At 67.3% G+C, this 19,739-nt stretch carries 23 protein-coding genes and 1 tRNA gene; 7 read left to right on the forward strand and 17 right to left on the reverse strand.

The genetic code is table 11. From position 1 onward, the window contains the following. The first annotated feature begins 213 nt into the window (after positions 1-213). Positions 214-1,089: a hypothetical protein gene (locus LOS8367_RS18875; RefSeq protein WP_085897216.1), complete on the forward strand. Its 876-nt coding sequence runs from the start codon at positions 214-216 to the stop codon at positions 1,087-1,089. A 314-nt stretch (positions 1,090-1,403) separates the two neighbouring features. Then, on the forward strand, positions 1,404-2,177 hold the full coding sequence (locus LOS8367_RS14330) for a potassium channel family protein (protein ID WP_242665610.1): 774 nt from the start codon (positions 1,404-1,406) through the stop codon (positions 2,175-2,177). 20 nt (positions 2,178-2,197) lie between these two features. On the opposite strand, the gene LOS8367_RS14335 is transcribed toward LOS8367_RS14330, so the two are convergent. Continuing rightward, a complete protein-coding gene (locus LOS8367_RS14335) occupies positions 2,198-2,563 on the reverse strand; it encodes a YigZ family protein (RefSeq protein ID WP_085897217.1) in 366 nt (121 codons plus the stop codon). Between the two features lie 14 nt (positions 2,564-2,577). Between LOS8367_RS14335 and LOS8367_RS14340 the strand changes: the two genes are divergently transcribed. Then, a complete protein-coding gene (locus tag LOS8367_RS14340) occupies positions 2,578-3,261 on the forward strand; it encodes a PIG-L deacetylase family protein (RefSeq protein ID WP_085897218.1) in 684 nt (227 codons plus the stop codon). Positions 3,262-3,299: 38 nt separating this feature from the next. On the opposite strand, the gene LOS8367_RS14345 is transcribed toward LOS8367_RS14340, so the two are convergent. From LOS8367_RS14345 to bioB, 6 genes are read right to left on the reverse strand one after another with little or no spacing between them, the layout of a single operon-like run. Beyond that, on the reverse strand, positions 3,300-4,058 hold the full coding sequence (locus LOS8367_RS14345; RefSeq protein ID WP_106535095.1) for a methyltransferase domain-containing protein: 759 nt from the start codon (positions 4,056-4,058) through the stop codon (positions 3,300-3,302). Further along, positions 4,055-4,669 (reverse strand): pimeloyl-ACP methyl esterase BioG family protein, encoded by a 615-nt coding sequence (locus LOS8367_RS14350; RefSeq protein ID WP_085897219.1) that lies wholly within the window; start codon positions 4,667-4,669, stop codon positions 4,055-4,057. Before LOS8367_RS14350 ends, LOS8367_RS14345 begins: the two co-directional genes overlap by 4 nt. A 4-nt stretch (positions 4,670-4,673) precedes the next feature. Beyond that, entirely contained in the window at positions 4,674-5,957 is a 1,284-nt protein-coding gene (bioA, locus tag LOS8367_RS14355; protein ID WP_085897220.1) for an adenosylmethionine--8-amino-7-oxononanoate transaminase, read from the reverse strand. Next, on the reverse strand, positions 5,954-6,583 hold the full coding sequence (gene bioD, locus LOS8367_RS14360; RefSeq protein ID WP_085897221.1) for a dethiobiotin synthase: 630 nt from the start codon (positions 6,581-6,583) through the stop codon (positions 5,954-5,956). Before bioD ends, bioA begins: the two co-directional genes overlap by 4 nt. Continuing rightward, positions 6,580-7,737, reverse strand: coding sequence for an aminotransferase class I/II-fold pyridoxal phosphate-dependent enzyme (locus LOS8367_RS14365; protein WP_085897222.1), 1,158 nt, complete (start codon positions 7,735-7,737; stop codon positions 6,580-6,582). Before LOS8367_RS14365 ends, bioD begins: the two co-directional genes overlap by 4 nt. Continuing rightward, positions 7,734-8,711, reverse strand: a complete 978-nt coding sequence (gene bioB / locus LOS8367_RS14370) for a biotin synthase BioB (protein WP_085897223.1) — start codon at positions 8,709-8,711, stop codon at positions 7,734-7,736. The genes LOS8367_RS14365 and bioB overlap by 4 nt, the downstream gene beginning before the upstream one ends. Positions 8,712-8,899: 188 nt before the next feature. Here bioB and LOS8367_RS14375 point away from each other — a divergent pair, with 188 nt between their 5' ends. Further along, on the forward strand, positions 8,900-9,796 hold the full coding sequence (locus LOS8367_RS14375) for a DMT family transporter (protein WP_085897224.1): 897 nt from the start codon (positions 8,900-8,902) through the stop codon (positions 9,794-9,796). Between the two features lie 92 nt (positions 9,797-9,888). On the opposite strand, the gene LOS8367_RS14380 is transcribed toward LOS8367_RS14375, so the two are convergent. The 10 genes from LOS8367_RS14380 to iscR form a co-directional block, all read right to left on the reverse strand. Next, positions 9,889-9,965, reverse strand: a tRNA-Arg gene (locus LOS8367_RS14380). A gap of 74 nt (positions 9,966-10,039) precedes the next feature. Then, positions 10,040-11,260, reverse strand: a complete 1,221-nt coding sequence (locus LOS8367_RS14385; RefSeq protein WP_085897225.1) for a cysteine desulfurase — start codon at positions 11,258-11,260, stop codon at positions 10,040-10,042. Beyond that, positions 11,253-11,846, reverse strand: coding sequence for a YIP1 family protein (locus LOS8367_RS14390; protein WP_085897226.1), 594 nt, complete (start codon positions 11,844-11,846; stop codon positions 11,253-11,255). Before LOS8367_RS14390 ends, LOS8367_RS14385 begins: the two co-directional genes overlap by 8 nt. Before the next feature lie 4 nt (positions 11,847-11,850). Continuing rightward, on the reverse strand, positions 11,851-12,336 hold the full coding sequence (locus tag LOS8367_RS14395) for a hypothetical protein (RefSeq protein WP_085897227.1): 486 nt from the start codon (positions 12,334-12,336) through the stop codon (positions 11,851-11,853). 1 nt (position 12,337) lies between these two features. Beyond that, positions 12,338-13,621, reverse strand: a complete 1,284-nt coding sequence (sufD, locus tag LOS8367_RS14400; RefSeq protein WP_085897228.1) for a Fe-S cluster assembly protein SufD — start codon at positions 13,619-13,621, stop codon at positions 12,338-12,340. Next, positions 13,621-14,376, reverse strand: a complete 756-nt coding sequence (gene sufC / locus LOS8367_RS14405; RefSeq protein ID WP_085897229.1) for a Fe-S cluster assembly ATPase SufC — start codon at positions 14,374-14,376, stop codon at positions 13,621-13,623. The genes sufD and sufC overlap by 1 nt, the downstream gene beginning before the upstream one ends. 17 nt (positions 14,377-14,393) lie before the next feature. Then, the gene (locus LOS8367_RS14410; RefSeq protein WP_085897230.1) at positions 14,394-14,987 is read right to left on the reverse strand and encodes a class I SAM-dependent methyltransferase; all 594 of its coding nucleotides are present in this window, start codon (positions 14,985-14,987) and stop codon (positions 14,394-14,396) included. Further along, entirely contained in the window at positions 14,987-16,525 is a 1,539-nt protein-coding gene (gene sufB / locus LOS8367_RS14415) for a Fe-S cluster assembly protein SufB (RefSeq protein WP_085897381.1), read from the reverse strand. The genes LOS8367_RS14410 and sufB overlap by 1 nt, the downstream gene beginning before the upstream one ends. A 19-nt stretch (positions 16,526-16,544) precedes the next feature. Then, positions 16,545-17,588, reverse strand: a complete 1,044-nt coding sequence (locus LOS8367_RS14420) for a cysteine desulfurase family protein (protein WP_085897231.1) — start codon at positions 17,586-17,588, stop codon at positions 16,545-16,547. Then, positions 17,585-18,043: a Fe-S cluster assembly transcriptional regulator IscR gene (gene iscR, locus LOS8367_RS14425; RefSeq protein ID WP_085897232.1), complete on the reverse strand. Its 459-nt coding sequence runs from the start codon at positions 18,041-18,043 to the stop codon at positions 17,585-17,587. The genes LOS8367_RS14420 and iscR overlap by 4 nt, the downstream gene beginning before the upstream one ends. Positions 18,044-18,262: 219 nt before the next feature. On the opposite strand from iscR, the gene LOS8367_RS14430 reads away from it, so the two are divergent. Genes LOS8367_RS14430 through LOS8367_RS14440 form a run of 3 tightly spaced genes read left to right on the forward strand, consistent with a single transcriptional unit; the run spans position 18,263 to position 19,709 of the window. Next, complete coding sequence (locus LOS8367_RS14430) at positions 18,263-18,916, forward strand: alpha/beta hydrolase (protein ID WP_085897233.1); 654 nt, start codon at positions 18,263-18,265, stop codon at positions 18,914-18,916. Next, on the forward strand, positions 18,916-19,137 hold the full coding sequence (locus LOS8367_RS14435; RefSeq protein ID WP_085897234.1) for a hypothetical protein: 222 nt from the start codon (positions 18,916-18,918) through the stop codon (positions 19,135-19,137). Before LOS8367_RS14430 ends, LOS8367_RS14435 begins: the two co-directional genes overlap by 1 nt. After that, entirely contained in the window at positions 19,134-19,709 is a 576-nt protein-coding gene (locus tag LOS8367_RS14440; RefSeq protein WP_085897235.1) for an HD domain-containing protein, read from the forward strand. Before LOS8367_RS14435 ends, LOS8367_RS14440 begins: the two co-directional genes overlap by 4 nt. Positions 19,710-19,739: the final 30 nt, after the last annotated feature.

The raw sequence follows: 19,739 nt of genomic DNA on the forward strand, positions 1-19,739 counted from the left end.
AGCCCGGCCTCCTGTTCCTTCAGCATTCCAATGATCTGCTCTTCCGCGAAACGCGATCGCTTCATGTCCGTCTCCTGAGTTGGACGGACTCTACCCCAAACTGGAGGAGGAACAGGGTCTCAGGTCAAGAGCGAAGACGACGCGGAGGCGGTCGACGATCTGGAAGAGGAACTCCGCGAGATCCGTGACGAGTACAAGGATGCCATCCGCGAGTTGAAGGACGAGATCGCCGACGTCGGTGATGATGACGACGAGGCCCGCAGCGAACTCGAGGACGCCCTCGCGGAGATCGAGGAGGAGGAGCGCGAGGCTCTGGCCGAGCTGGAGGACGAACGCCGAGGCATCGATCGGGACTTTGCGGAGGCCCTGCGCGAACTCGAGCAGGAGTTGAGGGACGCCGATCCGGGCGACCGCGCCGACGTGGAAGAGGAACTTCGCGAACTGGAAGCGGAAAAGGCCGACGCCCTCGCCGAACTCGAGGAAGAGAGCGAAGGCATCCTGAACGAGAAGCGCGAGGCCATCGCGGACCTGACCGAGGAACTTGCGGGGATCGACGAAGACAACGACGAGGCACGAGCCGAACTGCGCGAGCGGCTTCGCGAACTGAAAAAGGAACAGCGCGAAGCGATCCGGGACCTCGAGGAAGAGGCCGAGGATGTTGATCGTGATCGCGAGGAGGACGAGGAGGACTTCGAAGAAGACGATCACGAGCACGACGAGAGCGACCACGACGAGGACGATCATGACGAGGACGACCACGACGAGGACGACCACGACGAGGATGAGGACGACCGCGAGGACGTCACTGATGGCTCGGGCGCCACGGTCGAGAAGAAGAGCAAGCGCGAGCTGAAGGCCGAGAGGCGCAAGCAGCGCAGGGCCAGCGAGGATGAGGACGACCGCGACGAGGACGAAGACGATCGCGATGAGGAAGTCGATGGCGACTCCGACACCAAGGTCGAAAAGAAGAGCAAGCGCGAACTGAAGGCCGAGAAGCGCGAGAAGCGCAAGGCCGCGAAAGAGCGGCGTGAGCTCAAGAAGGCGGAACGTCGGAACAAGCGCAAGCAGAAGGACAGCGACGACGAATAAGTCACCATCAAGCCAAATTAACTGCGGCGGCGCTCATGCGCCGTCGCCGTCGTTCGGAAGCGAGCAGCCACGCAGCCATGCCGCAACATGGCAGTGAGGAAACGGAAAAGCGCTCCATGGGAGGGGGCGCTTTTCGTATTTCGGCCAAGATGTTTGACCCACTTCGGACACGTGGTCCTAATAGGGACAATCCCGGTCCGGGGCCGCATGCTTCGGAGCCCTGCACGGTCACGCCGGGGAGCGGGTCGACGGTGGCGCCGACGCGTGCGAGGTTGGCGCGAAGCCGGCGCGTTCCGGATGACGGTCTTGGGGAGATGCGCGAGAAGATGAAGGACAGGGTGGTCGAACTCTATCAGGGCGCGACGCCGCGCGCGCATCGCTTTCGCTATTGGCTGCTCGGCTTCGACATCGTCGCGATCCTGTTCGTCGTGGTCACCTCCTTTACCGCCTATGGCCCATGGGTTCAGGGGCTCGACCTGCTCTTCGGCACGGTGATCCTTGCCGATCTTGCCGCGCGGCTGTGGATCGCGCCCCGGCGGTGGCGGTTCCTGTGCTACCCAACCACGCTGGCCGATCTTGTCAGCGCAGCCTCTTTCTTCGCGCCGCTGGCGGGCGAGGGCTTTGCCTTCCTGCGGATTCTGCGCACCTTGCGGCTCTTGCACATGTTCCAGACCAAGGACCGGCTCAGGGCCGATTTCCGGTTCTTCCGCGACAATGAACAACTGCTCGTGGCCGCGACCAATCTCGGGGTGTTCATCTTCGTGATGTCGGGCTTCGTCTTCGCGACCCAGCATCGGGGCAGCGCCGATATCGGCAACTACGCCGATGCGCTCTACTTCACCGTCACGGCGCTGACGACCACGGGGTTCGGCGACATCACCCTCTCGGGCACCGGCGGGCGGATGATCTCGGTCGCGATCATGATCTGCGGCGTCACGCTTTTCCTGCGGCTGGCGCAGGTTCTGTTCCGCCCCAGCAAGGTGCGGGTGACCTGCCAGACCTGCGGGCTTTTCCTGCACGATGCCGACGCGGTACATTGCAAGCATTGCGGCAACACCATCAACATCAAGACAGATGGCCAGGTCTAGCCTTTCCCTGATGGCGACGCTCAACCCTGCCGGTCGACCGCCAGGGCGTCGAGATAGATCCGCACCGCGTCCTGCACGTGCCGGAAGCGGTCGCCGCCCAGATGCTTGCCGCCATACCAGCGGGTCACGATGATGAGGTGGTCGTGCAGCCCCTCGCGCTCGAGCATGCGCAGGATCACCATGCCGGCCCCGCTCTCGCCGTCATCGTTCTTCAAGGGACCGTCCGCCGCCAGCAAGGCCCAGCTGTTATGGGTGGCCTTGGCGAATTTCTTGCGGCGCTGCAGTTCCTTCAGAAACAGCTTGGCCTCGGCGTCGGAGGTGCAGGGCGCGCCCGAGACGGCGTATTTCGAACCACGGTCGCTGATGATGTTCTCGAGGACGCGCATGGGTGGGGCCTAGTATGCGGGGACATCGGGGATCAAGCCGTTTCACCGGCGAGAGCCCGCTTCTGTGGGGCGCACGGCTCGCTCTTTCGGCGACCACCGGTGAACTGCTGCGCGACGCGGGCGGTCTCGTGGTGATCGCGGCGCATCCCGGTGACGAGATCCTGGGCTGCGCGGCGCTGATCCACGGCGCGGTCCGGGCCGGGCTGCCGGTTCGGGTCGTCTGCCTGACGCGCGGCACCGCCGTGGCGGCCCTGCAGGACGACTCGACCGCTCTATCGGGCCTTGCGCCGGAGGCGGTACTGCATTGCTTTGACGAGCGGGAGGGGATGTTGCCCTCGGGCGGGCGGCCCTTCGACCTCGTCGCCGCGAAGGTCGCGGCCTGCATTCCGGAGAAGGCCGCGGTGCTGCTACCTTGGCGCGAGGAGGCGCATCCTGACCGGCAAAGAAGCCATGCGATCGGCCGGGCCGCCATGAGCGAGGCGCATCGGGCTCTGGCCTATCCGCTCGCGGCGCGGTTTCAGGCGGCCGCGCCGGTGCCGCGTGCCATGCGTCTTCTCTCGGCGCCGCCCGCCGCGATCGCCGCCAAGCGCCGGGCGCTGGGCCTCCTGTCGACGATCCCGCTGGAGGAGATCGACGGCGACGTGCCACCGCTGAGTGAGCATTTCCTGACCCAGCCCGAGATCTTCATCCTCGATTGACGCGTGCGGACGACCCCGGTGCGCGGGGCCTGACCGGTTCACCCTGGACGGGACACGACGAGATGCACCGAGACATAGCTCAAAGCGAGACGGCCATCCGGCAAGGCATGCTCGGCGCGCCAGCGCGCCTCTGCGGTGCGCAGGGCGGCCCGCCCCCAGCCGGCGCGGGCGTTGCCGGTGACACCTGTGGCGCGCAGATGGCGCAGCAGCTGCGGCAGGTCGTTGAAACCCATCACCTCGCGCCGGGCTTCGATCGCGGCGATCCGCAAGCCGGGCGGCAGCAATTCCGGCCACTCCTCGGGGTCGGCATAGGAGAGCGGCGCGGGCGCGCCCAAGGCAGCGATCTCCGCGAAATGTCCGCGCCCGAAGCCGCCGAGCAACAGGAATCCGCCGGGGGCGAGATGCGTGCAGAGCCGCGACAGCAGCGCCGCGGGATCGGCGATCCACTGGATCGTGGCGCCGGAGGCGATCAGATCGAAACGCCCGTCGAGCGCCAGCCGCTCCACCGGCCCGGCGCAAAAGCCCGGGCGCAATTCTGGCGGCAGATGCGCCGCTGCCTCGGGAAGAAGGTCGTTGCTGCGGTAATCGCCGATCTCGAAGCGGGCGCGCAGCGCCTGAGTCAGCAGCCCGGTGCCGCAGCCGAACTCGAACACCCGATCAATGCGTGGTCCCGCCCCCTGCTCGGCCAGCATCTCGGCCAGGCGCGCGGCGCTGCGGGCCTGTACCCGCGCCTCGGCATGGTAGCTCGACAGCCCTCGGCGAAACGCCCGAGCGACACGCTCGCAGGACGGGGTCACGCGAGCACCTCGTCCCAACTCGTCCAGCCGCAAAATGGCGCGTGCGGCGCCTCGACCTCGCGCAGCGGCACATCGGCGAAGGCCCGGCGCAGATTGGGGGCCGGAAAGACATGGTCGCGCGTCGCGATCAAAGCCGCGTCCCATGCCGCAACAGGGGCCGGGCCGCGCGCCGCGACGGCGTCCAGCTCGGTGCGCAGGGCGTCGATGTCGGGGGCCGTCAAGGGAGGCGCACCGGCACGGTCGAGAAACGCCGCGAGCGTCACCTCGTCCAGGCTATCGCGGGTGCGCGCGAAGATCGCGGGCGGGATGCCGAGGCGGCGGTCGACCGGGTTCGGGCTGCCGCAGACCGCGACACGGCGATGGAACGGGTCCGCGCGCCCGGCCTGCCAATGGGCATAGGCCGCCACGCCGAACGACCATGCGACTAGGCTGCGCCGTGCATAACCCGATAGCGAAGGCAGCTCGGCGTCGAGATCGCGCCAATCCTCGACGAACAGGACGTCGCGGTCATCGCCGAGATGCCGGAACGGTGCCGCGCCGGCGGCCCAGCCGCCGAACAGCACCACCACCTGCCCTGCCCGGTCCGGTCCGCTGAGCCAGCGCCAGCGCATCGGCCTAGAGTATCTCCGCGAGGCGGATCATCGCAGCGCTCACCTGCCCGACCTCTTCCGGCGACAGGATATAGGGCGGCATGGCATAGATGTTGCGCCCGAAGGGCCGCAGCCAGACCCCGGTTTCGCGCGATATCGGATGCGCGCGGTCGGCGCTGACCTCGTGGTCCATCTCGATCACCGCGATCGCCCCCAGCACCCGCACATCCGCGACGCCCGGCAGCGCTTTCGCGGGCGCAAGCTCGACCTCCATCTGCCGGGCGATGCCGGCCACGCGGTCGCGCCATTCGCCATCCGCCAGCAGGTCGAGGCTGGCGCAGGCGGCGGCGCAGGCGAGCGGATTGCCCATGAAGGTGGGCCCGTGCATAAAGAGCCCCGGCTCACCGGAGCCGATGCGCCGCGCCACTTCGCCCGAGGCCATCACAGCGGCAAAGGACAGGTGCCCGCCGGTCAGCGCCTTGCCCAAGCACATGATGTCCGGGGTGACCCCGGCCAGATTGGCCGCGAACAATTCGCCGGTGCGGCCGAAGCCAGTGGCGATCTCGTCGAAGATCAGCAGGACCCCCAGCTCATCGCAAAGCTTGCGCGCACGGCGCAGATATTCGGGGTGGTAGAAGCGCATGCCCCCCGCCCCCTGCACCACCGGCTCCAGGATCAGACCCGCGATCTGGTCGCCATGCTCGTGCAGCAGCCGCGACAGCGCCGCGACGCCGTTGGCCTCGTCGTCCTCGGGCCAGTCCTCTGACATGGTCACCGGCGGCTGCGGTGCGAAATACTGGATGTTGAGCGCACCCTCGAACAGGTGGTGCATGCCGTTCACCGGATCGCAGACGCTCATCGCCTTCCAGGTATCGCCGTGATAGCCGCCGCGCGGCGTGGCAAAGCGGGTGCGTCCCGGATTCCCGGCGGCGAGCTGGTGCTGCACCGCCATCTTCATCGCCACCTCGACCGCGACCGAACCGCTGTCGCAGTAGAACACGTGGTCGAGCCCTTCGGGCGTCATCTCGACCAGCCTGCGCCCCAGCTCGACCGCCGGGCGATGAGTGAGCCCGCCGAACATCACATGCGGCAAGTGGTCGATCTGCGCCTTCATCGCCGCCGTGATCGCGGGGTGCCGATGGCCGTGGATCGCGCACCACCACGACGACATGGCGTCGATCATCCGCGTGCCGTCGTCGAGCGTGATCCACGCCCCTTCGGCGTGCTCGACCATGTAGGTCGGACCCGGCGCCATGACGTTGGTGTAGGGGTGCCACAAATGGCGGCGGTCAAAATCGGCGTCGGTCATGCCGCCCCCATCGCGCGGCGGATCGCGGCGATGTCGATCGCCGCGAAGGCATCCCGCAGGCTGTCGCCATCGAGCGGATCGAGCGGCCCAACCCGGCCTAGATGGGCCACCTCGCCCATCTCGGCGATGGTGCGCTCGACGCGGGGCGCGGCCTCGCCCGAAAAGATCAGACCGGCCACCGGCACCCCGGCCCCGCGCAGCGCCGCCAGCGACAGCAACGAATGGTTGATGGTCCCGAGCGCGGTGCGCGCGACCAGCACCACCGGCGCGCCCCAGCGGGCAAAGAGATCGAGGAAGGTGGTCTGGTCGTCGAGCGGCACCATCAGCCCGCCCGCCCCCTCGACCACCAGCGGCCGGGGGGAGTCGGGCAGCCTCAGCGCCTCGACGTCGATCCGCACCCCTTCGGCCTCGGCCGAGATATGCGGGCTGGCCGGGAGTTCGAGCCGCACCGCCTCTGACAGCACCGGCGCACCGGCGAGCCGCGCCACGATCTCGCTGTCGGTCTCCTCTTCAAGGCCCGACTGCACCGGCTTCCAGTAATGCGCGCCGAGGGTCTGGACGAGGCCCGCCGAGACCACGGTCTTGCCGATGCCGGTATCGGTGCCGGTGACGACGATCGGTTTCATGCGGCGGCCTTTCGGATGTCCGCGAGATCGGCGAAGAGCGCGTCAATCTCGTCCTTGCTGACATTGGGGGTGATCGAGACGCGCAGCCGTGCCGTGCCGCGCGGCACGGTGGGCGGGCGGATCGCGCGCACGTCGTGGCCGCGCGCCTGCAAGGCCTGGGCCAGCGCCAGCGCCTCGGCATCGTCGCCGATCAGCACCGGCAAGATCTGCGTACCGAACGCGCCGAAGCCGCCGCGCCGCGCGGCCTCATGTGCATGGGCAATGTTGCGCCAGGCCGCCTCGCGCAACTTGGGCCGCTCCGCGACGAGCCGCAGCGCCGCGCGCATGACAGCGGCGTCGAGCGGCGATGGCGCGGTAGAGAAGATGAAGTTGCGGGCGCGGTTGATCAGTGTGTCGATCAGCATCGGATCGCCGCAGATCAGCCCGCCGGCCCCGCCGAGCGCCTTGCCGCAGGTGTGCAGGCTGAGGAGATCGACCGAAGGGTCGAGCCCGTGCGCCCGGCCCTGCCCCTGCACTCCATAAAGCCCGGTCGCATGCGCCTCGTCGACGACCAATACCGCGCCGTCCTCGGCCGCGACGGCGGCGAGATCGTCGAGCGGCGCGAGATCGCCCTCCATCGAATAGAGGCTTTCGCAAGCGATCCAAGCCCGGCCAGTACCACCGGCGGCGCGCCATGACCGCAACGCGTCGCGCGCGGCATCGGCGTCGTTATGAGCAAAGCTCTGCGTCTCGGCCCGGCCGAGCCGCAACCCGTCATGGGCGCTGGCATGGACCAGCGCGTCGTGCAGCACGAGATCGCCCTGCATCGGCAGGCTCGAGAAGATCGCCACGTTGCCGGGAAACCCCGCCCCCATGTAGAGCGCAGCCGGCGCCCCGAAGAACGCCGCCGCCTCTTCCTCCAACGCCACGTGCTCGGCATCATTCCCGCGCAACAGCCGCGAGCCGCCTGAACCCGTGGCCACGCCCCGATCGAGCGCCGCGCGCGCCGCCGCGCGCAGCAGCTCGGAACTTGCCAGCCCGAGATAATCGTTCGAGGAAAAGTCCCGCCCCGCACGGGGCATCAGCGCCCGCCTGCGGCCGCGCACGCCGAGCGCCTCGAGCGCCTCGGCGTGGCGCGGAAAGCCGGGGCGGCCCCGTGAGGCCGCCGCGCTCATCGTGCCCCGGTCTCGCCCAGTTCCATCGGCTCCAAACCGAGCCGCCCGAACAGGACAGAATCCTTGTCCTCCCCCGGGTTCTCGGCGGTGAGCAGCACGTCGCCCGAAAAAATCGAGTTGGCGCCTGCGAAGAAGCACAGCGCCTGCGTCTCCTCGCTCATCGCGGTGCGCCCGGCCGAGAGCCGCAGATGCGCCTTGGGCATCAGGATGCGCGCCAGAGCGATCACGCGGACGAAGTCGATCCCGTCGACCGGCTCGGCCTCGGCGAGCGGCGTGTCGGGCATCGGCATCAGCTGGTTGATCGGCACACTGTCGGGATGCTCTGGCAGGTTGGCCAACGCCAACAGCATGTCGATCCGGTCCATCTCAGTCTCGCCCATCCCGAGGATGCCGCCCGAGCAAACCTTTATCCCAGCCTCGCGCACGCGGTTGAGCGTGTCGATCCGGTCGGCGAAGGTGCGGGTGGTGATCACCTCGGGGTAATACCGCTCCGAGGTGTCGATGTTGTGGTTGTAGTAGTCGAGCCCCGCGCCCTTGAGCCGAATCACCTGGTCGTCGTCGAGCATGCCCAGCGTCATGCAGGTTTCCATGCCCATGGCGCGCACGCCCTCGACCATGGCGACGAGCTGGTCCATGTCGCGCTCCTTGGGCGAGCGCCAAGCCGCGCCCATGCAGAATCGGGTCGAGCCCTGCTCCTTGGCGCGGCGCGCCTCGGAGAGCACGCGCTCGACCTCGATCAGCTTGGAGGCCGGCAAGTGCGAGCCGTTGCGAGCCGACTGGCTGCAATAGGCACAATCCTCGGCGCAGCCGCCGGTCTTGATGTTCGACAGCCGGCTGCGCTGAACCTTGTTGGGATCGAAGTTCTGCCGATGCACGGTCTGCGCCTGGAACAACAGGTCGTTGAACGGCTGGTCGAAGATCGCCTGCGCCTCGGCGCGGGTCCAGTCGTGGCGGATGGGGCTGGCGTCGGTCAAGGCAGTTCCCGCTCTTCTCGGAAGTGTTTCCGACTTCTAGGCCCCCCTGTGCTGCGGGTCAAACGGGTTCGACCCGCAGCACCCCGGCGCCCTGCCCGCCCCGGCGCCCACTGACGGCGCTGGGAAAGCCCCGCGGCCTGCGCTAGTGAGGCCCGAGGACCCACGCTGCGGTTGAAGAGCACGCAGAGATGACCCCCAGCATCGCCCGGCCATCGGACACCGCGCCGCTCTATGCCGCCCTGTGGATGATGGGCGCAGTGACGGCCTTCACCTCGATGGCGGTGGCGGGTCGGGCCGTATCGATCGAGCTCGACACATTCGAGATCATGGCGTGGCGGTCGCTGATCGGCATGGCGATCGTCGCTCTCGTCCTGAGCCTCGGCCGCCGCTGGCACGAGGTGACGCCGCGCCACCCCGGCCTGCATCTGGCGCGCAACATCGCCCATTTCAGCGCCCAGAACCTGTGGTTCTACGCGCTCGCTGCGCTGCCGCTGGCGCAGGTCTTCGCCTTCGAGTTCACCGCACCGCTTTGGGTGCTGGTGCTGTCGCCGCTGCTCCTGGGCGAAAGGCTGACGCGGCCGCGCGCCATCGCGGCGATCCTCGGCTTCCTCGGGATCGTGATGGTCGCGCGTCCCGGCGCCGCACCGCTCAGCCCTGCGCTTCTGGCCGCGGCGGGCTGCGCCGTGGGCTTCGCCTTCACTTACATGCTGACCCGGCGCCTTACGGCGGAGGCCCCGGTGGCCCGCATCCTGTGGTGGATGACCGCGAGCCAGACGGTGCTCGGCTTTGCCTGCGCCGGGATCGACGGCGCCATCGCCGCCCCGTCGCAGGCGGCCCTGCCATGGATCGGCGTGATCGCCGCGGCCGGGCTCGGCGCGCATTTCTGCATCGCCAACGCGCTGCGCCTCGCGCCTGCGACGCTGGTGATGCCGTTCGACTTCCTCCGCCTGCCGGTCATCGCGGTGGTCGGGCTGGTGCTCTACGGCGAACCCGTCGGGCCGCTGATGCTGATCGGCGCCACGCTGATCCTTGGCGGCAATTATCTGAATATTCGAGCCGAAGCGCGGCGCCCGACTAACGCCTAGGTAGATCCGAAGCACCCGGGCCGCGTCGCATCGAACAGCGCTCGACGATCGAGCCAGATTGGCAGCGGTCTGTCTTACGATAGATGGGGAAATGGCGCACCCGAGAGGATTCGAACCTCTGGCCTCTGCCTTCGGAGGGCAGCGCTCTATCCAGCTGAGCTACGGGTGCCGATGCGGGATCGATAGGGGAAAGCGGGAGCGGGCGCAACGGCTTTTCGCACCCGCCCCCGCGTCAAGCGATGCTCATGCAAAGAGCTCGTGGCACAGCTCCAGCGCCTCGACCAGGCGATCGATCTCGGCTTCGGTGTTGTAAAGGCCGAAGGAGGCGCGGCAGGTGGCGCCGAGGCCCAGATGCGCCATCAGCGGCATCGCGCAATGGGTGCCCGCGCGCACCGCGATGCCCTTCTTGTCGAGCACGGTCGAGATGTCATGCGCATGCGCGCCGCCCTCGATGCTCAGCGAGAAGATCGCGCCCTTCCCGGCCGATGTGCCTTGGATGTCGAGCCAGTTGAGCCCCTTGAACCGACCGATCGCATGATCGCGCAGGCGCCGCTCATGCGCGGCGATGTTCTCCATCCCCACGCCCATCATCCAGTCCAGCGCCACGCCCATGCCGATGGTCGAGACGATCGAGGGCGTGCCGGCTTCGAACTTCATCGGCGGCACGTTGTAGGTGACCGTGTCGCGCGTGACCTGGTCGATCATGTCGCCGCCGCCCATGAAGGGCCGCATCTCGGCCATGCGCTCGCGCCGCGCGTAGATCGCGCCCGAGCCCGAGGGGCCATAGAGCTTGTGGCCGGTGATCGCGTAGAAATCGCAGCCGATCTCCTGCACATCGACCGGCATGTGCACCGCCGCCTGGCTGCCATCGACCAGCACCGGCACGCCCTTCGCGCGCGCGCCGTCGCAGATCGCCTTCACGTCGACCACCGTGCCCAACACGTTCGACATGTGGGTGACGGCCACGAGCTTCGTCTTCGGCCCGATCGCGTCGATCACCGCCTGCGGGTCGAGGTCGCCATTGGCATCCACGTCCACCCATTTGATCACCACGCCCTGCCGCTCGCGCAGGAAGTGCCACGGCACGATGTTGGCGTGATGCTCCATGATCGACAGCACTATTTCGTCGCCGGGCTCCATGCGCGGCATCGCCCAGCCATGAGCGACCATGTTGATGCCCTCGGTGGTGCCGGTGTTGAGGATGATCTCCTCCTGGCTCGCCGCGCCGAGAAACTTGCGCACGACATCGCGGGTGCCCTCGTATCTCTCGGTCGAGATGGTCGAAAGCGTGTGCAGCCCGCGATGCACGTTGGAGTATTCATGCGCATAGCCGCGGGTGATCGCGTCAATCACCACCTGCGGCTTCTGCGCCGAGGCGCCGTTGTCGAGATAGACCAAGGGCACGCCGTTGATCTCGCGCGAGAGGATCGGGAACTGGGCCCTGATCTCTTCGACATCATACATTGGTCAGTCCTCCCTGGGCGGTCAGCCCGGTGAGCGCCAGCAGCAGCGCGAGCGCCGTACCGATGGCGATGAAGGCAAGAAACAGAGCCACCGTGGCGCGGCCGACGCTCTGAAAACCGTGCAGCACCTGAACGAAGCGCGCGAGGCACCAGAACAGCCAGACCAGCCCGGCCAGCCCGACCAGCCCCGCAAGCGGCGGCAGAACCAGGATCAGCACCCCCTGCACCAGCCGCAGCGCCATGGCCAGCACCTCGAGCCAGACCACGAGCGCCAAGGCGGGTCCGAAACTCCCGACCCCGCCCAGCAACCGGCCCGTAGCGGTCACGCCGCCGGCGAGCAGCACCAGAGACGCGCCGAGAAGCCCCGCATAGCCGAAGGGCGAGAGGCCGAACGCGCCCTCGGCGTCCATCGGCATCACCGGCATCGCGCCTTGGATGAGCGCGGTCACAACGACGCTGACGCAGGTGACGAGCACCAAGGCCTGCCAGGTGGCGGTCGAACCGGGAAACCCGCGCAGGAGCCGCGCCGCGGCTTCGGCCGGGGCGCGCAGGCTCAGCCGCAAAAGATCCGTCAGATAGCCCCACATGGTCTCAGCCCCGCCCCGTGACGGCAGCACGCAGACCCTGCGCCCAGAACCAGAAAAAGGCGGCGATCCAGATCGCGCCCACGAGCTGCGCGGCCGGCCCGAACCCGTTCAGGCCGGTCTGCAGCCCGTAGAGGAGCCCTGCCGGGGTGGCCGCGAGAAAGGCCCAGAACAGCGCAAGGCGCGCCGAGAAGCCAGAGATCCCGCGCCCCACGAACCGCAATGCGAGAAAGCTCAGCCCCGCGATGGCATAGAACATCAGGGGCCAGAAGAAGATCCAGGCCACAAGCTCGTAGGCGACGAGCTTCGACAGCTCGTCGCCCGTCTCATGCGCCACCCGCGCCAGACGCGGCCATTGCGCCACGAAGATCAGCCCGCAGCCCGCCATCAGGAAGGCGATGGCCCGATCCTCGCGCCGCCCCTGGTCGAGCAGGTCGGCCACGACCCGGCGCGGGTGGCGCCAGGTCCTCAGGATGTCCGAGGACACCGCCATCTCAGCGGCGCCGCTCGAGCCAGCCCGCGAGCTGCGTGCGCAGCGTCTCGGCCAGATCCTCGTCCTCGATCTCGGCCAGCGCCTCGGCAACGAAGGCCAGAACCAGCAGGTCCTGCGCCTTGTCCTCGGGGATGCCGCGCGACTTCAGATAGAACAGCGCCGTCTCGTCGATCGCACCCGAGGTCGAGCCGTGGCTGCACTGCACGTCGTCGGCATAGATCTCAAGCTCCGGCTTGGCGAGGAAGTTGGCGTCCTCGTCCAACAGCAGCGACTGGCTGATCTGGTAGCCATCGGTCTTCTGCGCGTCCGGCTGCACGAGGATCTTGCCCTGGAACACGCCGGTGGCACCGTTCCGAAGCACCTTCTTGAACACCTGACGGCTTTCGCAGTTCACCGCGTCATGGGTGATGAACACGGTATCGTCGTGGTGGAAGTCGCGCCCGTCGCCAAGCGCGGCACCGGCCACATGCGCCACCGCGTCGTCGCCCTTGAGCGTGATGATCACCTCGTTGCGGGTCATCATGCCATTGAGCGACAGCGTGAAGCTCTTGAAGGTGCTCTCTTCGCCCAACCGCGCGAACACATGAGTGGCGGCGCGACGCTCGTGGTCGCGGCCCTGCATCCGGACATGGTGGAACACGCCGCGATCGGCGATGTCCACTTCCAACCCGGTGTTGAGCCGCGAGGCCCCGACACCGCTTTCCAGAAGCGTCAGCTCGGCCCCGTCCTCGACGCGCACCATGTGCCGCAGCACCGCCTCTGCCGTATCGTCCGAACGGCGATACTCGACATGCACGGGCTTCGACACCTTGCCGGTGGCGCGCAGAACCACACCGTCCTCGGCAAAGGCGGTGTTGAACGTGGCGAAGGGCCGATCGACGCGATCCTGACCAGCCGTCTCAAGAACGCCCAGCAAACCCTTGATCCAATGAATGTGCTTGGTCACGGCATCGGCGAAGCGCTCGATCTCCAGACCTTCCTGCGATAGCGCGTCGGAGGCCTCGGCGTCGAACACGCCGTCGGTGAAGACCACACGCAGAACGTCCGTATCATCGAAGCCCGGCGCGTCGAGCGCGATCTCGGCGCGCGGCGTCTCGGGTTTCAGGAACTCCGCCGGGTTGGTGAAGCGCCAGTATTCGTCGCGGCGCTGGGGCAACCCCATGCCGGTCAGGCGGTCCAGCGCGTCCTGCCGCGCTGCGCGTGCCCAGCCCGCGCCGCCCTCGGGGATTTGCATCCCCGACAGGCGCGCCTCGGTGGCGTCGGATTTCGCTTGTGCGAGCGCCATTACTGCACCTCGTCCATCAGGTCGGCATAGCCGTTCTTCTCAACCTCGAGCGCCAGTTCGGGACCGCCCGACTTCACGATGCGGCCATTCGCCATGATGTGGACGACATCCGGCGTGATGTGGTCGAGCAGGCGCTGGTAGTGGGTGATCACGAGGAAGCTGCGGCCCTCGTTGCGAAGCGCGTTCACGCCGTCGGAAACGAGCTTCATCGCGTCGACGTCGAGGCCCGAGTCGGTCTCGTCGAGGATGCACATCTTCGGCTCGAGAACCGCCATCTGCAGGATCTCGTTGCGCTTCTTCTCACCACCCGAGAAGCCGACATTGACGGGACGCTTCAGCATCTCGGCGTCGATCTTCAGGTCCTTGGCTTTTTCGCGCACGATCTTGAGGAACTCGGCCGCCGATGCCTCTTCCTCGCCCCGCGCCTTGCGCTGAGCGTTGTAGGCGGTGCGCAGGAAGGTCATGTTGCCGACGCCCGGGATCTCGACCGGGTATTGGAAGGCGAGGAAGAGACCGGCGGCGGCGCGCTCCTCGGGCTCCATGTCCAGAAGGTCGACGCCTTCCAGCTCGGCCGAGCCCTCGGTCACTTCGTAGCCGTCGCGGCCCGACAGCACGTAGGACAGCGTCGACTTGCCCGAGCCGTTCGGCCCCATGATCGCATGCACCTGGCCCGCGCCGACCTCGAGGTCGACGCCCTTCAGGATCTGCTTGTCTTCTTCTTCAAGTTTGACCTTCAGGCCGCTGATCTTAAGCATCTAATTCTCCTTCCGCATCACTTCCTGCGGGTAAATGTCTCGAGGATCCAGGTCAGGTCACCTGCCGGGATCGGTGTGGGTTCGAGGGCGAACTCGGCCATGCGGCCATGCATCGCCACCGGGGCACCGTAGCGTTCGATCTCGTGGTAGATCGGCCGCTCGGCATAATCGTCGAAGAACAGCCGCACCGGACGGGTGATCCGGAACAGCGTGGTCAGGAAACAGGCCGCGCGAAAGCGCCCGTCGACCAGCACCACGTCGGGATGGACGAAATCGTCGCGGTCCCAGACCGTGGTCGGATAGCGGTGGAACCGCCGCCAAGTCGCGGCCTCGTCCGCCGGCTGGCCCCACTTGCCCGTGGGGCCGATATCGCCGTGATGCAGATGCACCGTGGCCTCCGGCGGGCTGGCCTCGAACCAGCGGTTCAGCCGGGCGATGAAGCCGCGATCGCTTTCAACGGCGAAGACGGTCCGTCCCGGCAGCAGCGCCGCCAGCGCGGTCGAGCCGCCCGAGCCGTATTCAAGGATCGTGGTCGCACCCTCATAGGCCGCGCCAAGGGCACGGGCCTCCGCCTCCGGAAAGGCGAAGTCCGGGGGCGCGACCAGATCCATCAGCCGACCGAGCCTTCCAGCGAGATCGCGACGAGGCTCTGCGCTTCCATGGCGAACTCCATCGGCAGCGCCTGCAGCACCTCCTTGCAGAAGCCGTTGACCACGAGGGCCACCGCCTCCTCCTCGTCCATGCCGCGCTGGCGGCAGTAGAACAGCTGCTCGTCATCGACCTTCGAGGTGGTTGCCTCGTGCTCGACGCGGGACGAGTTGTTCTTGACCTCGATGTAGGGGACGGTGTGCGCCCCGCACTTGTCGCCGATCAGAAGGCTGTCGCACTGGGTATAGTTGCGGCTTTCCTTGGCCTTGGGGTGCATCGAGACGAGGCCGCGATAGGTGTTCTGCGCCTGGCCGGCCGAGATGCCCTTGGAGACAATGCGCGACTTGGTGCGCTTGCCCAGATGGACCATCTTGGTGCCGGTGTCCGCCTGCTGGTGGTTGTTGGCGATGGCGATCGAGTAGAATTCGCCTTGGCTGTCGTCGCCGCGCAGGATGCAGGACGGGTATTTCCAGGTCACGGCGGAGCCGGTCTCGACCTGCGTCCACATCACCTTCGCCCGGTCACCACGGCAATCGGCGCGCTTGGTGACGAAGTTGTAGATGCCGCCCTTGCCGTTCTCGTCGCCCGGATACCAGTTCTGCACCGTGGAGTATTTCACCTCGGCGTCTTCCTCGACGATGATCTCGACCACGGCGGCGTGCAGCTGCGCGGTGTCACGCTTGGGCGCGGTGCAGCCTTCGAGGTAGGACACGTAGGAGCCCTTGTCGGCGATGATCAGCGTCCGCTCGAACTGGCCGGTGTTCTCCGCATTGATGCGGAAATAGGTCGAGAGCTCCATCGGGCAGCGCACGCCCGGCGGCACGTAGACGAAAGAGCCGTCCGAGAACACGGCCGAGTTCAGCGTGGCATAGAAGTTGTCGGACTGCGGCACCACGGTGCCGAGATACTTCTTCACCAGCTCGGGATGCTCGCGGATCGCCTCGGAGATCGAGCAGAAGATCACGCCCGCCTTCTCAAGTTCCTTCTGGAAGGTCGTGCCGACCGAGACGCTGTCGAAGACGGCATCCACGGCGACCTTACGCTCGCCATCGGCCGGTGCGGCGTTCTCGGCGCCTTCGACGCCGGCGAGGATCATCTGCTCCTTCAGCGGAATGCCGAGCTTCTTGTACGTCTCGAGCAGCTTGGGATCGACCTCGTCGAGCGATTTCGGCTTCACCTCCATGCTCTTGGGGCGGGCGTAGTAGAAGATGTCCTGGAAATCGATTTTGGGGTATTTGACCATCGCCCAGTTCGGCTCGTCGAGCTTTTCCCAGCGCGCGAAGGCCTGCAGACGCCATTCGGTCATCCACTCGGGCTCTTCGTTCTTGTCCGAAATCAGCCGCACGATGTCTGGGTTCACGCCCTTGGGCGCGTAATCCATCTCGATCTCGGTGTTCCAGCCGTGCTTGTAGGCACCCGACAGCTTCGCCACGGCATCGACAGTCTCCTGATCGACGCCTTCCTTGGCTTCCTTGGTCATGTCCTGCTCGAGGATCGCCATGACGGTCTCCTTTTCCATCTCACGCCGCGCGGGCGCGCATTTTCCTGTAGGCCGAACTCCAGGCCTCCGCGAAACGCGAAACCTCGTCCTCGGTCGTTTCCACTCCGAGCGAGACGCGGATCGCCGATCCTGCAAGCTCGCTGTCGTATCCCATCGCGGTGAGCACCCGGCTGGCGCGCACCTTGCCGCTCGAACAGGCCGATCCGGCGGAAATCGCGATTCCGGCGAGGTCCATCGCCATCACCTGGGTCTCGCCCTTCCAGCCCCGGGCCGCGAAGCAGCTCGTATTGGGCAGACGCGCGGCGCCTCTGCCCGCAAAGATAAGATCGGGCGCGGCGTTTTCCACCGCCCCTTCCAACTTGTCGCGCAGGGTTGAAACCCTGTCCCAGACACCGGTTTCGAGGTCGCGCTGCGCGGCCTTGGCCGCCGCCGCCATGCCGGCGATGCCGATCACGTTCTCGGTGCCGGCGCGCCGGCCCATCTCCTGCCCGCCGCCCCTGATCCGCGCCGCCAGATCGGTGCCGCGCCTGAGGATCAGCACGCCGACCCCCTTGGGTCCGCCGAACTTGTGGGCCGAAAGGATCGCCATGTCGACCCCCGACCAGTCGAAGGCGAAGGGCACGCGGCCGAAGCCCTGCGTGATGTCCGCCAGGGCGAGTCCCCGGGGCAGATCCTGCAGCACGCCGGTCTCGGAATTGGCAAGCTGCAGCACCGCGCGGCCGGGCTCGGCCACCTCGACATGGCCCTGCCCGTCCACCGGCAGCGCGTCCGAGACCCATGCCGCGATGGCATCATGTTCGACCGCCGCGCCATCGAGATCGCGCCCCTCGAGCGCCAGAGCCGCCGCCTCGGTGGCGCCGGAAACAAAGACGATATCGGCCGCGGCAGCGCCCGCCGCCTCGGCGATTTCCGCACGGGCGCGCTCCACGATTGCCTTGGCGGCGCGGCCCTCGGCATGCACCGAGGACGGGTTGCCGGTGACGTCCATCGCCGCGAGCATCGCCTCGCGCGCCTCGGGCCGCAGCGGCGCGGTGGCGTTGTGATCGAGGTAGATCCGGCTCATCCGTCCACCACCTGAAACAGGTTTGGCACGGCGGGACAGGGCGCGAGCCCGTTGCAGGTCACGTCCGAAAGCCGGGTCTGGTGCAGGAACACGTAGACATGCGCCGACAGCCCCTCCCACAACCGGTTGGTCAGGGACTGGGCACGGCTGCCCGAGGCGCCGCCGGAGGCGCCCGCGCCCTTGTGCATGGCGCTTACCGTTTCGTCGACCGCGGCGAGGATCTCGACCACGCGGATCTCCGAGGATGGCCGCGCCAAGCGATAGCCGCCACCCGGCCCGCGCACCGACTCGACCAGACCGTCGCGCCGCAGCTTGACGAAAAGCTGCTCGAGATAGGGAAGCGAGATGTCCTGACGCTTGGAGATCTCTCCGAGCGTGATCAGCGTGCCCGCAGGCTGGAGAGCCATGTCGGCCAGCGCCACCATGGCATAGCGCCCCTTGGTCGACAGCTTCATCGCGTACCGCTCCGTTCCGACACCCGCAGGGGCATTCCCGCCCCCCGCTGGGGCATATCTCACCCTCTAGAAGGGCAATCTCATTGACGCCGCTGGGGGGTCTGGTTAACTCCCAACAGCCGCTCCGACGCAACCGCTTTCGGAGTTAGAACCGTTCTAAGGTGCCCGATGGTTTCTGTCAAGAAACTGTCACAGGCACCGCAGCCGCAAGGGACGTCCATGCCCGAAGTCATCTTCCCCGGCCCCGAGGGCCGGCTCGAAGGCCGCTACCACCCGCAGAAAGACCGCGATGCGCCGATCGCCATCGTGCTGCATCCGCATCCGCAGTTCGGCGGCACGATGAACAACCGGGTCGTGTACAACCTGCACTATGCCTTCTACGAGATGGGCTTCACGGTGCTGCGCTTCAATTTCCGTGGCGTCGGCCGCAGCCAGGGCGAATACGACCAGGGCGTGGGCGAGCTCTCCGACGCCGCCTCGGCGCTCGACTACCTGCAGTCAATGAACAACAATGCCAAGCATTGCTGGGTCGCGGGCTTCTCTTTCGGCGCATGGATCGGCATGCAGCTCCTGATGCGCCGCCCCGAGATCACCGGCTTCGTGTCGGTGGCGCCGCTGGCCAACATGTATGATTTCTCGTTTCTGGCGCCCTGCCCCTCCTCGGGGCTGATCATCAACGGCTCGGCCGACCGCGTGGCCCCGCCCGCCGACACGGTGGGCCTCGTCAACAAGCTGCACGACCAGAAGGGCATCACCATCACCCATGAGGTGGTCGAGGGTGCCGGGCACTTCTTCGAAGACCCGCATATGGACACCCTCATCGGCTCGGTGAAGGGCTATGTCGGGCGGCGTCTGACCGAGAACACCCGCTGATGGGCATCACCGAGGATCTCGCCGACGCGCTGGCGCGCGACGCCATCGCTGCCGCCGAGAGGCTCGGTGACGACACGGTGATTTCCGAGGTTTCCGACGAGCTGGGCGCCTCCTCCACCACGGTGCAGGAGGCGTTCCTGACGGCGGTTCGCGTGCGTCTCGCCGAACAGCGGGCGCGACGGCATCTCGACGAGCGGCTGCGCCGCGGCCCCAGCGCATGAGCCGCCTCGACGCGCAGCTGGCCTTCCTCGCGGAGGCCGACCGGCTGAAATCGGTGCTGCGCGCCACCAGCCTGCACGACTGCTCGCGCCGCGAGAACTCGGCCGAGCACAGCTGGCACGTGATGCTGCACGCGCTGGTGCTGTCCGAGCACGCCGCGCGCCCCGTCGACGTGTCCCGGGTCATGACAATGCTGCTCCTGCATGATCTGGTCGAGATCGACGCGGGCGACGCGCCGATCCATGGTGACCACGATCCGGCCCGGCAGGAGGCGCTCGAACAGGCCGCCGCCGAGCGGATCTTCGGGCTGCTGCCCGAGGATCAGCGCGCCGAGATGCGCGCGATCTGGGAAGAGTTCGAAGCCGCCGAGACCGATGACGCGATCTTCGCGAAATCGATCGACCGGGTGCAACCGGTGCTGTCGAACCTCGCCAGCGATGGCGGCACTTGGCCCGAATACAACGTCACGCCGGAACAGTTGGAAACCCGTGTCGGCAGCAAGGTCACGCGCGGCGCGCCGGCAATCTGGACCGGGCTCAGATCCCGCATCGACGCGTGGTTCGACGGGCGCTGAACGCGTCCATCCGGTAGTAAAAAATCTTGA

Source organism: Limimaricola soesokkakensis (genome assembly GCF_900172345.1).
Taxonomy (GTDB): domain Bacteria; phylum Pseudomonadota; class Alphaproteobacteria; order Rhodobacterales; family Rhodobacteraceae; genus Limimaricola; species Limimaricola soesokkakensis.

Coding starts and splice junctions, on each gene's coding strand:
- LOS8367_RS14330 (WP_242665610.1), top strand. CDS start 1,404: ATGCGCGAGAAGATGAAGGACAGGGTGGTCGAACTCTATCAGGGCGCG.
- LOS8367_RS14335 (WP_085897217.1), bottom strand. CDS start 2,563: ATGCGCGTCCTCGAGAACATCATCAGCGACCGTGGTTCGAAATACGCC.
- LOS8367_RS14340 (WP_085897218.1), top strand. CDS start 2,578: ATGCGGGGACATCGGGGATCAAGCCGTTTCACCGGCGAGAGCCCGCTT.
- LOS8367_RS14350 (WP_085897219.1), bottom strand. CDS start 4,669: ATGCGCTGGCGCTGGCTCAGCGGACCGGACCGGGCAGGGCAGGTGGTG.
- bioA (WP_085897220.1), bottom strand. CDS start 5,957: ATGACCGACGCCGATTTTGACCGCCGCCATTTGTGGCACCCCTACACC.
- bioD (WP_085897221.1), bottom strand. CDS start 6,583: ATGAAACCGATCGTCGTCACCGGCACCGATACCGGCATCGGCAAGACC.
- LOS8367_RS14365 (WP_085897222.1), bottom strand. CDS start 7,737: ATGAGCGCGGCGGCCTCACGGGGCCGCCCCGGCTTTCCGCGCCACGCC.
- LOS8367_RS14375 (WP_085897224.1), top strand. CDS start 8,900: ATGACCCCCAGCATCGCCCGGCCATCGGACACCGCGCCGCTCTATGCC.
- LOS8367_RS14385 (WP_085897225.1), bottom strand. CDS start 11,260: ATGTATGATGTCGAAGAGATCAGGGCCCAGTTCCCGATCCTCTCGCGC.
- LOS8367_RS14390 (WP_085897226.1), bottom strand. CDS start 11,846: ATGTGGGGCTATCTGACGGATCTTTTGCGGCTGAGCCTGCGCGCCCCG.
- LOS8367_RS14395 (WP_085897227.1), bottom strand. CDS start 12,336: ATGGCGGTGTCCTCGGACATCCTGAGGACCTGGCGCCACCCGCGCCGG.
- sufD (WP_085897228.1), bottom strand. CDS start 13,621: ATGGCGCTCGCACAAGCGAAATCCGACGCCACCGAGGCGCGCCTGTCG.
- sufC (WP_085897229.1), bottom strand. CDS start 14,376: ATGCTTAAGATCAGCGGCCTGAAGGTCAAACTTGAAGAAGAAGACAAG.
- LOS8367_RS14410 (WP_085897230.1), bottom strand. CDS start 14,987: ATGGATCTGGTCGCGCCCCCGGACTTCGCCTTTCCGGAGGCGGAGGCC.
- sufB (WP_085897381.1), bottom strand. CDS start 16,525: ATGGCGATCCTCGAGCAGGACATGACCAAGGAAGCCAAGGAAGGCGTC.
- LOS8367_RS14420 (WP_085897231.1), bottom strand. CDS start 17,588: ATGAGCCGGATCTACCTCGATCACAACGCCACCGCGCCGCTGCGGCCC.
- iscR (WP_085897232.1), bottom strand. CDS start 18,043: ATGAAGCTGTCGACCAAGGGGCGCTATGCCATGGTGGCGCTGGCCGAC.
- LOS8367_RS14430 (WP_085897233.1), top strand. CDS start 18,263: ATGCCCGAAGTCATCTTCCCCGGCCCCGAGGGCCGGCTCGAAGGCCGC.
- LOS8367_RS14435 (WP_085897234.1), top strand. CDS start 18,916: ATGGGCATCACCGAGGATCTCGCCGACGCGCTGGCGCGCGACGCCATC.
- LOS8367_RS14440 (WP_085897235.1), top strand. CDS start 19,134: ATGAGCCGCCTCGACGCGCAGCTGGCCTTCCTCGCGGAGGCCGACCGG.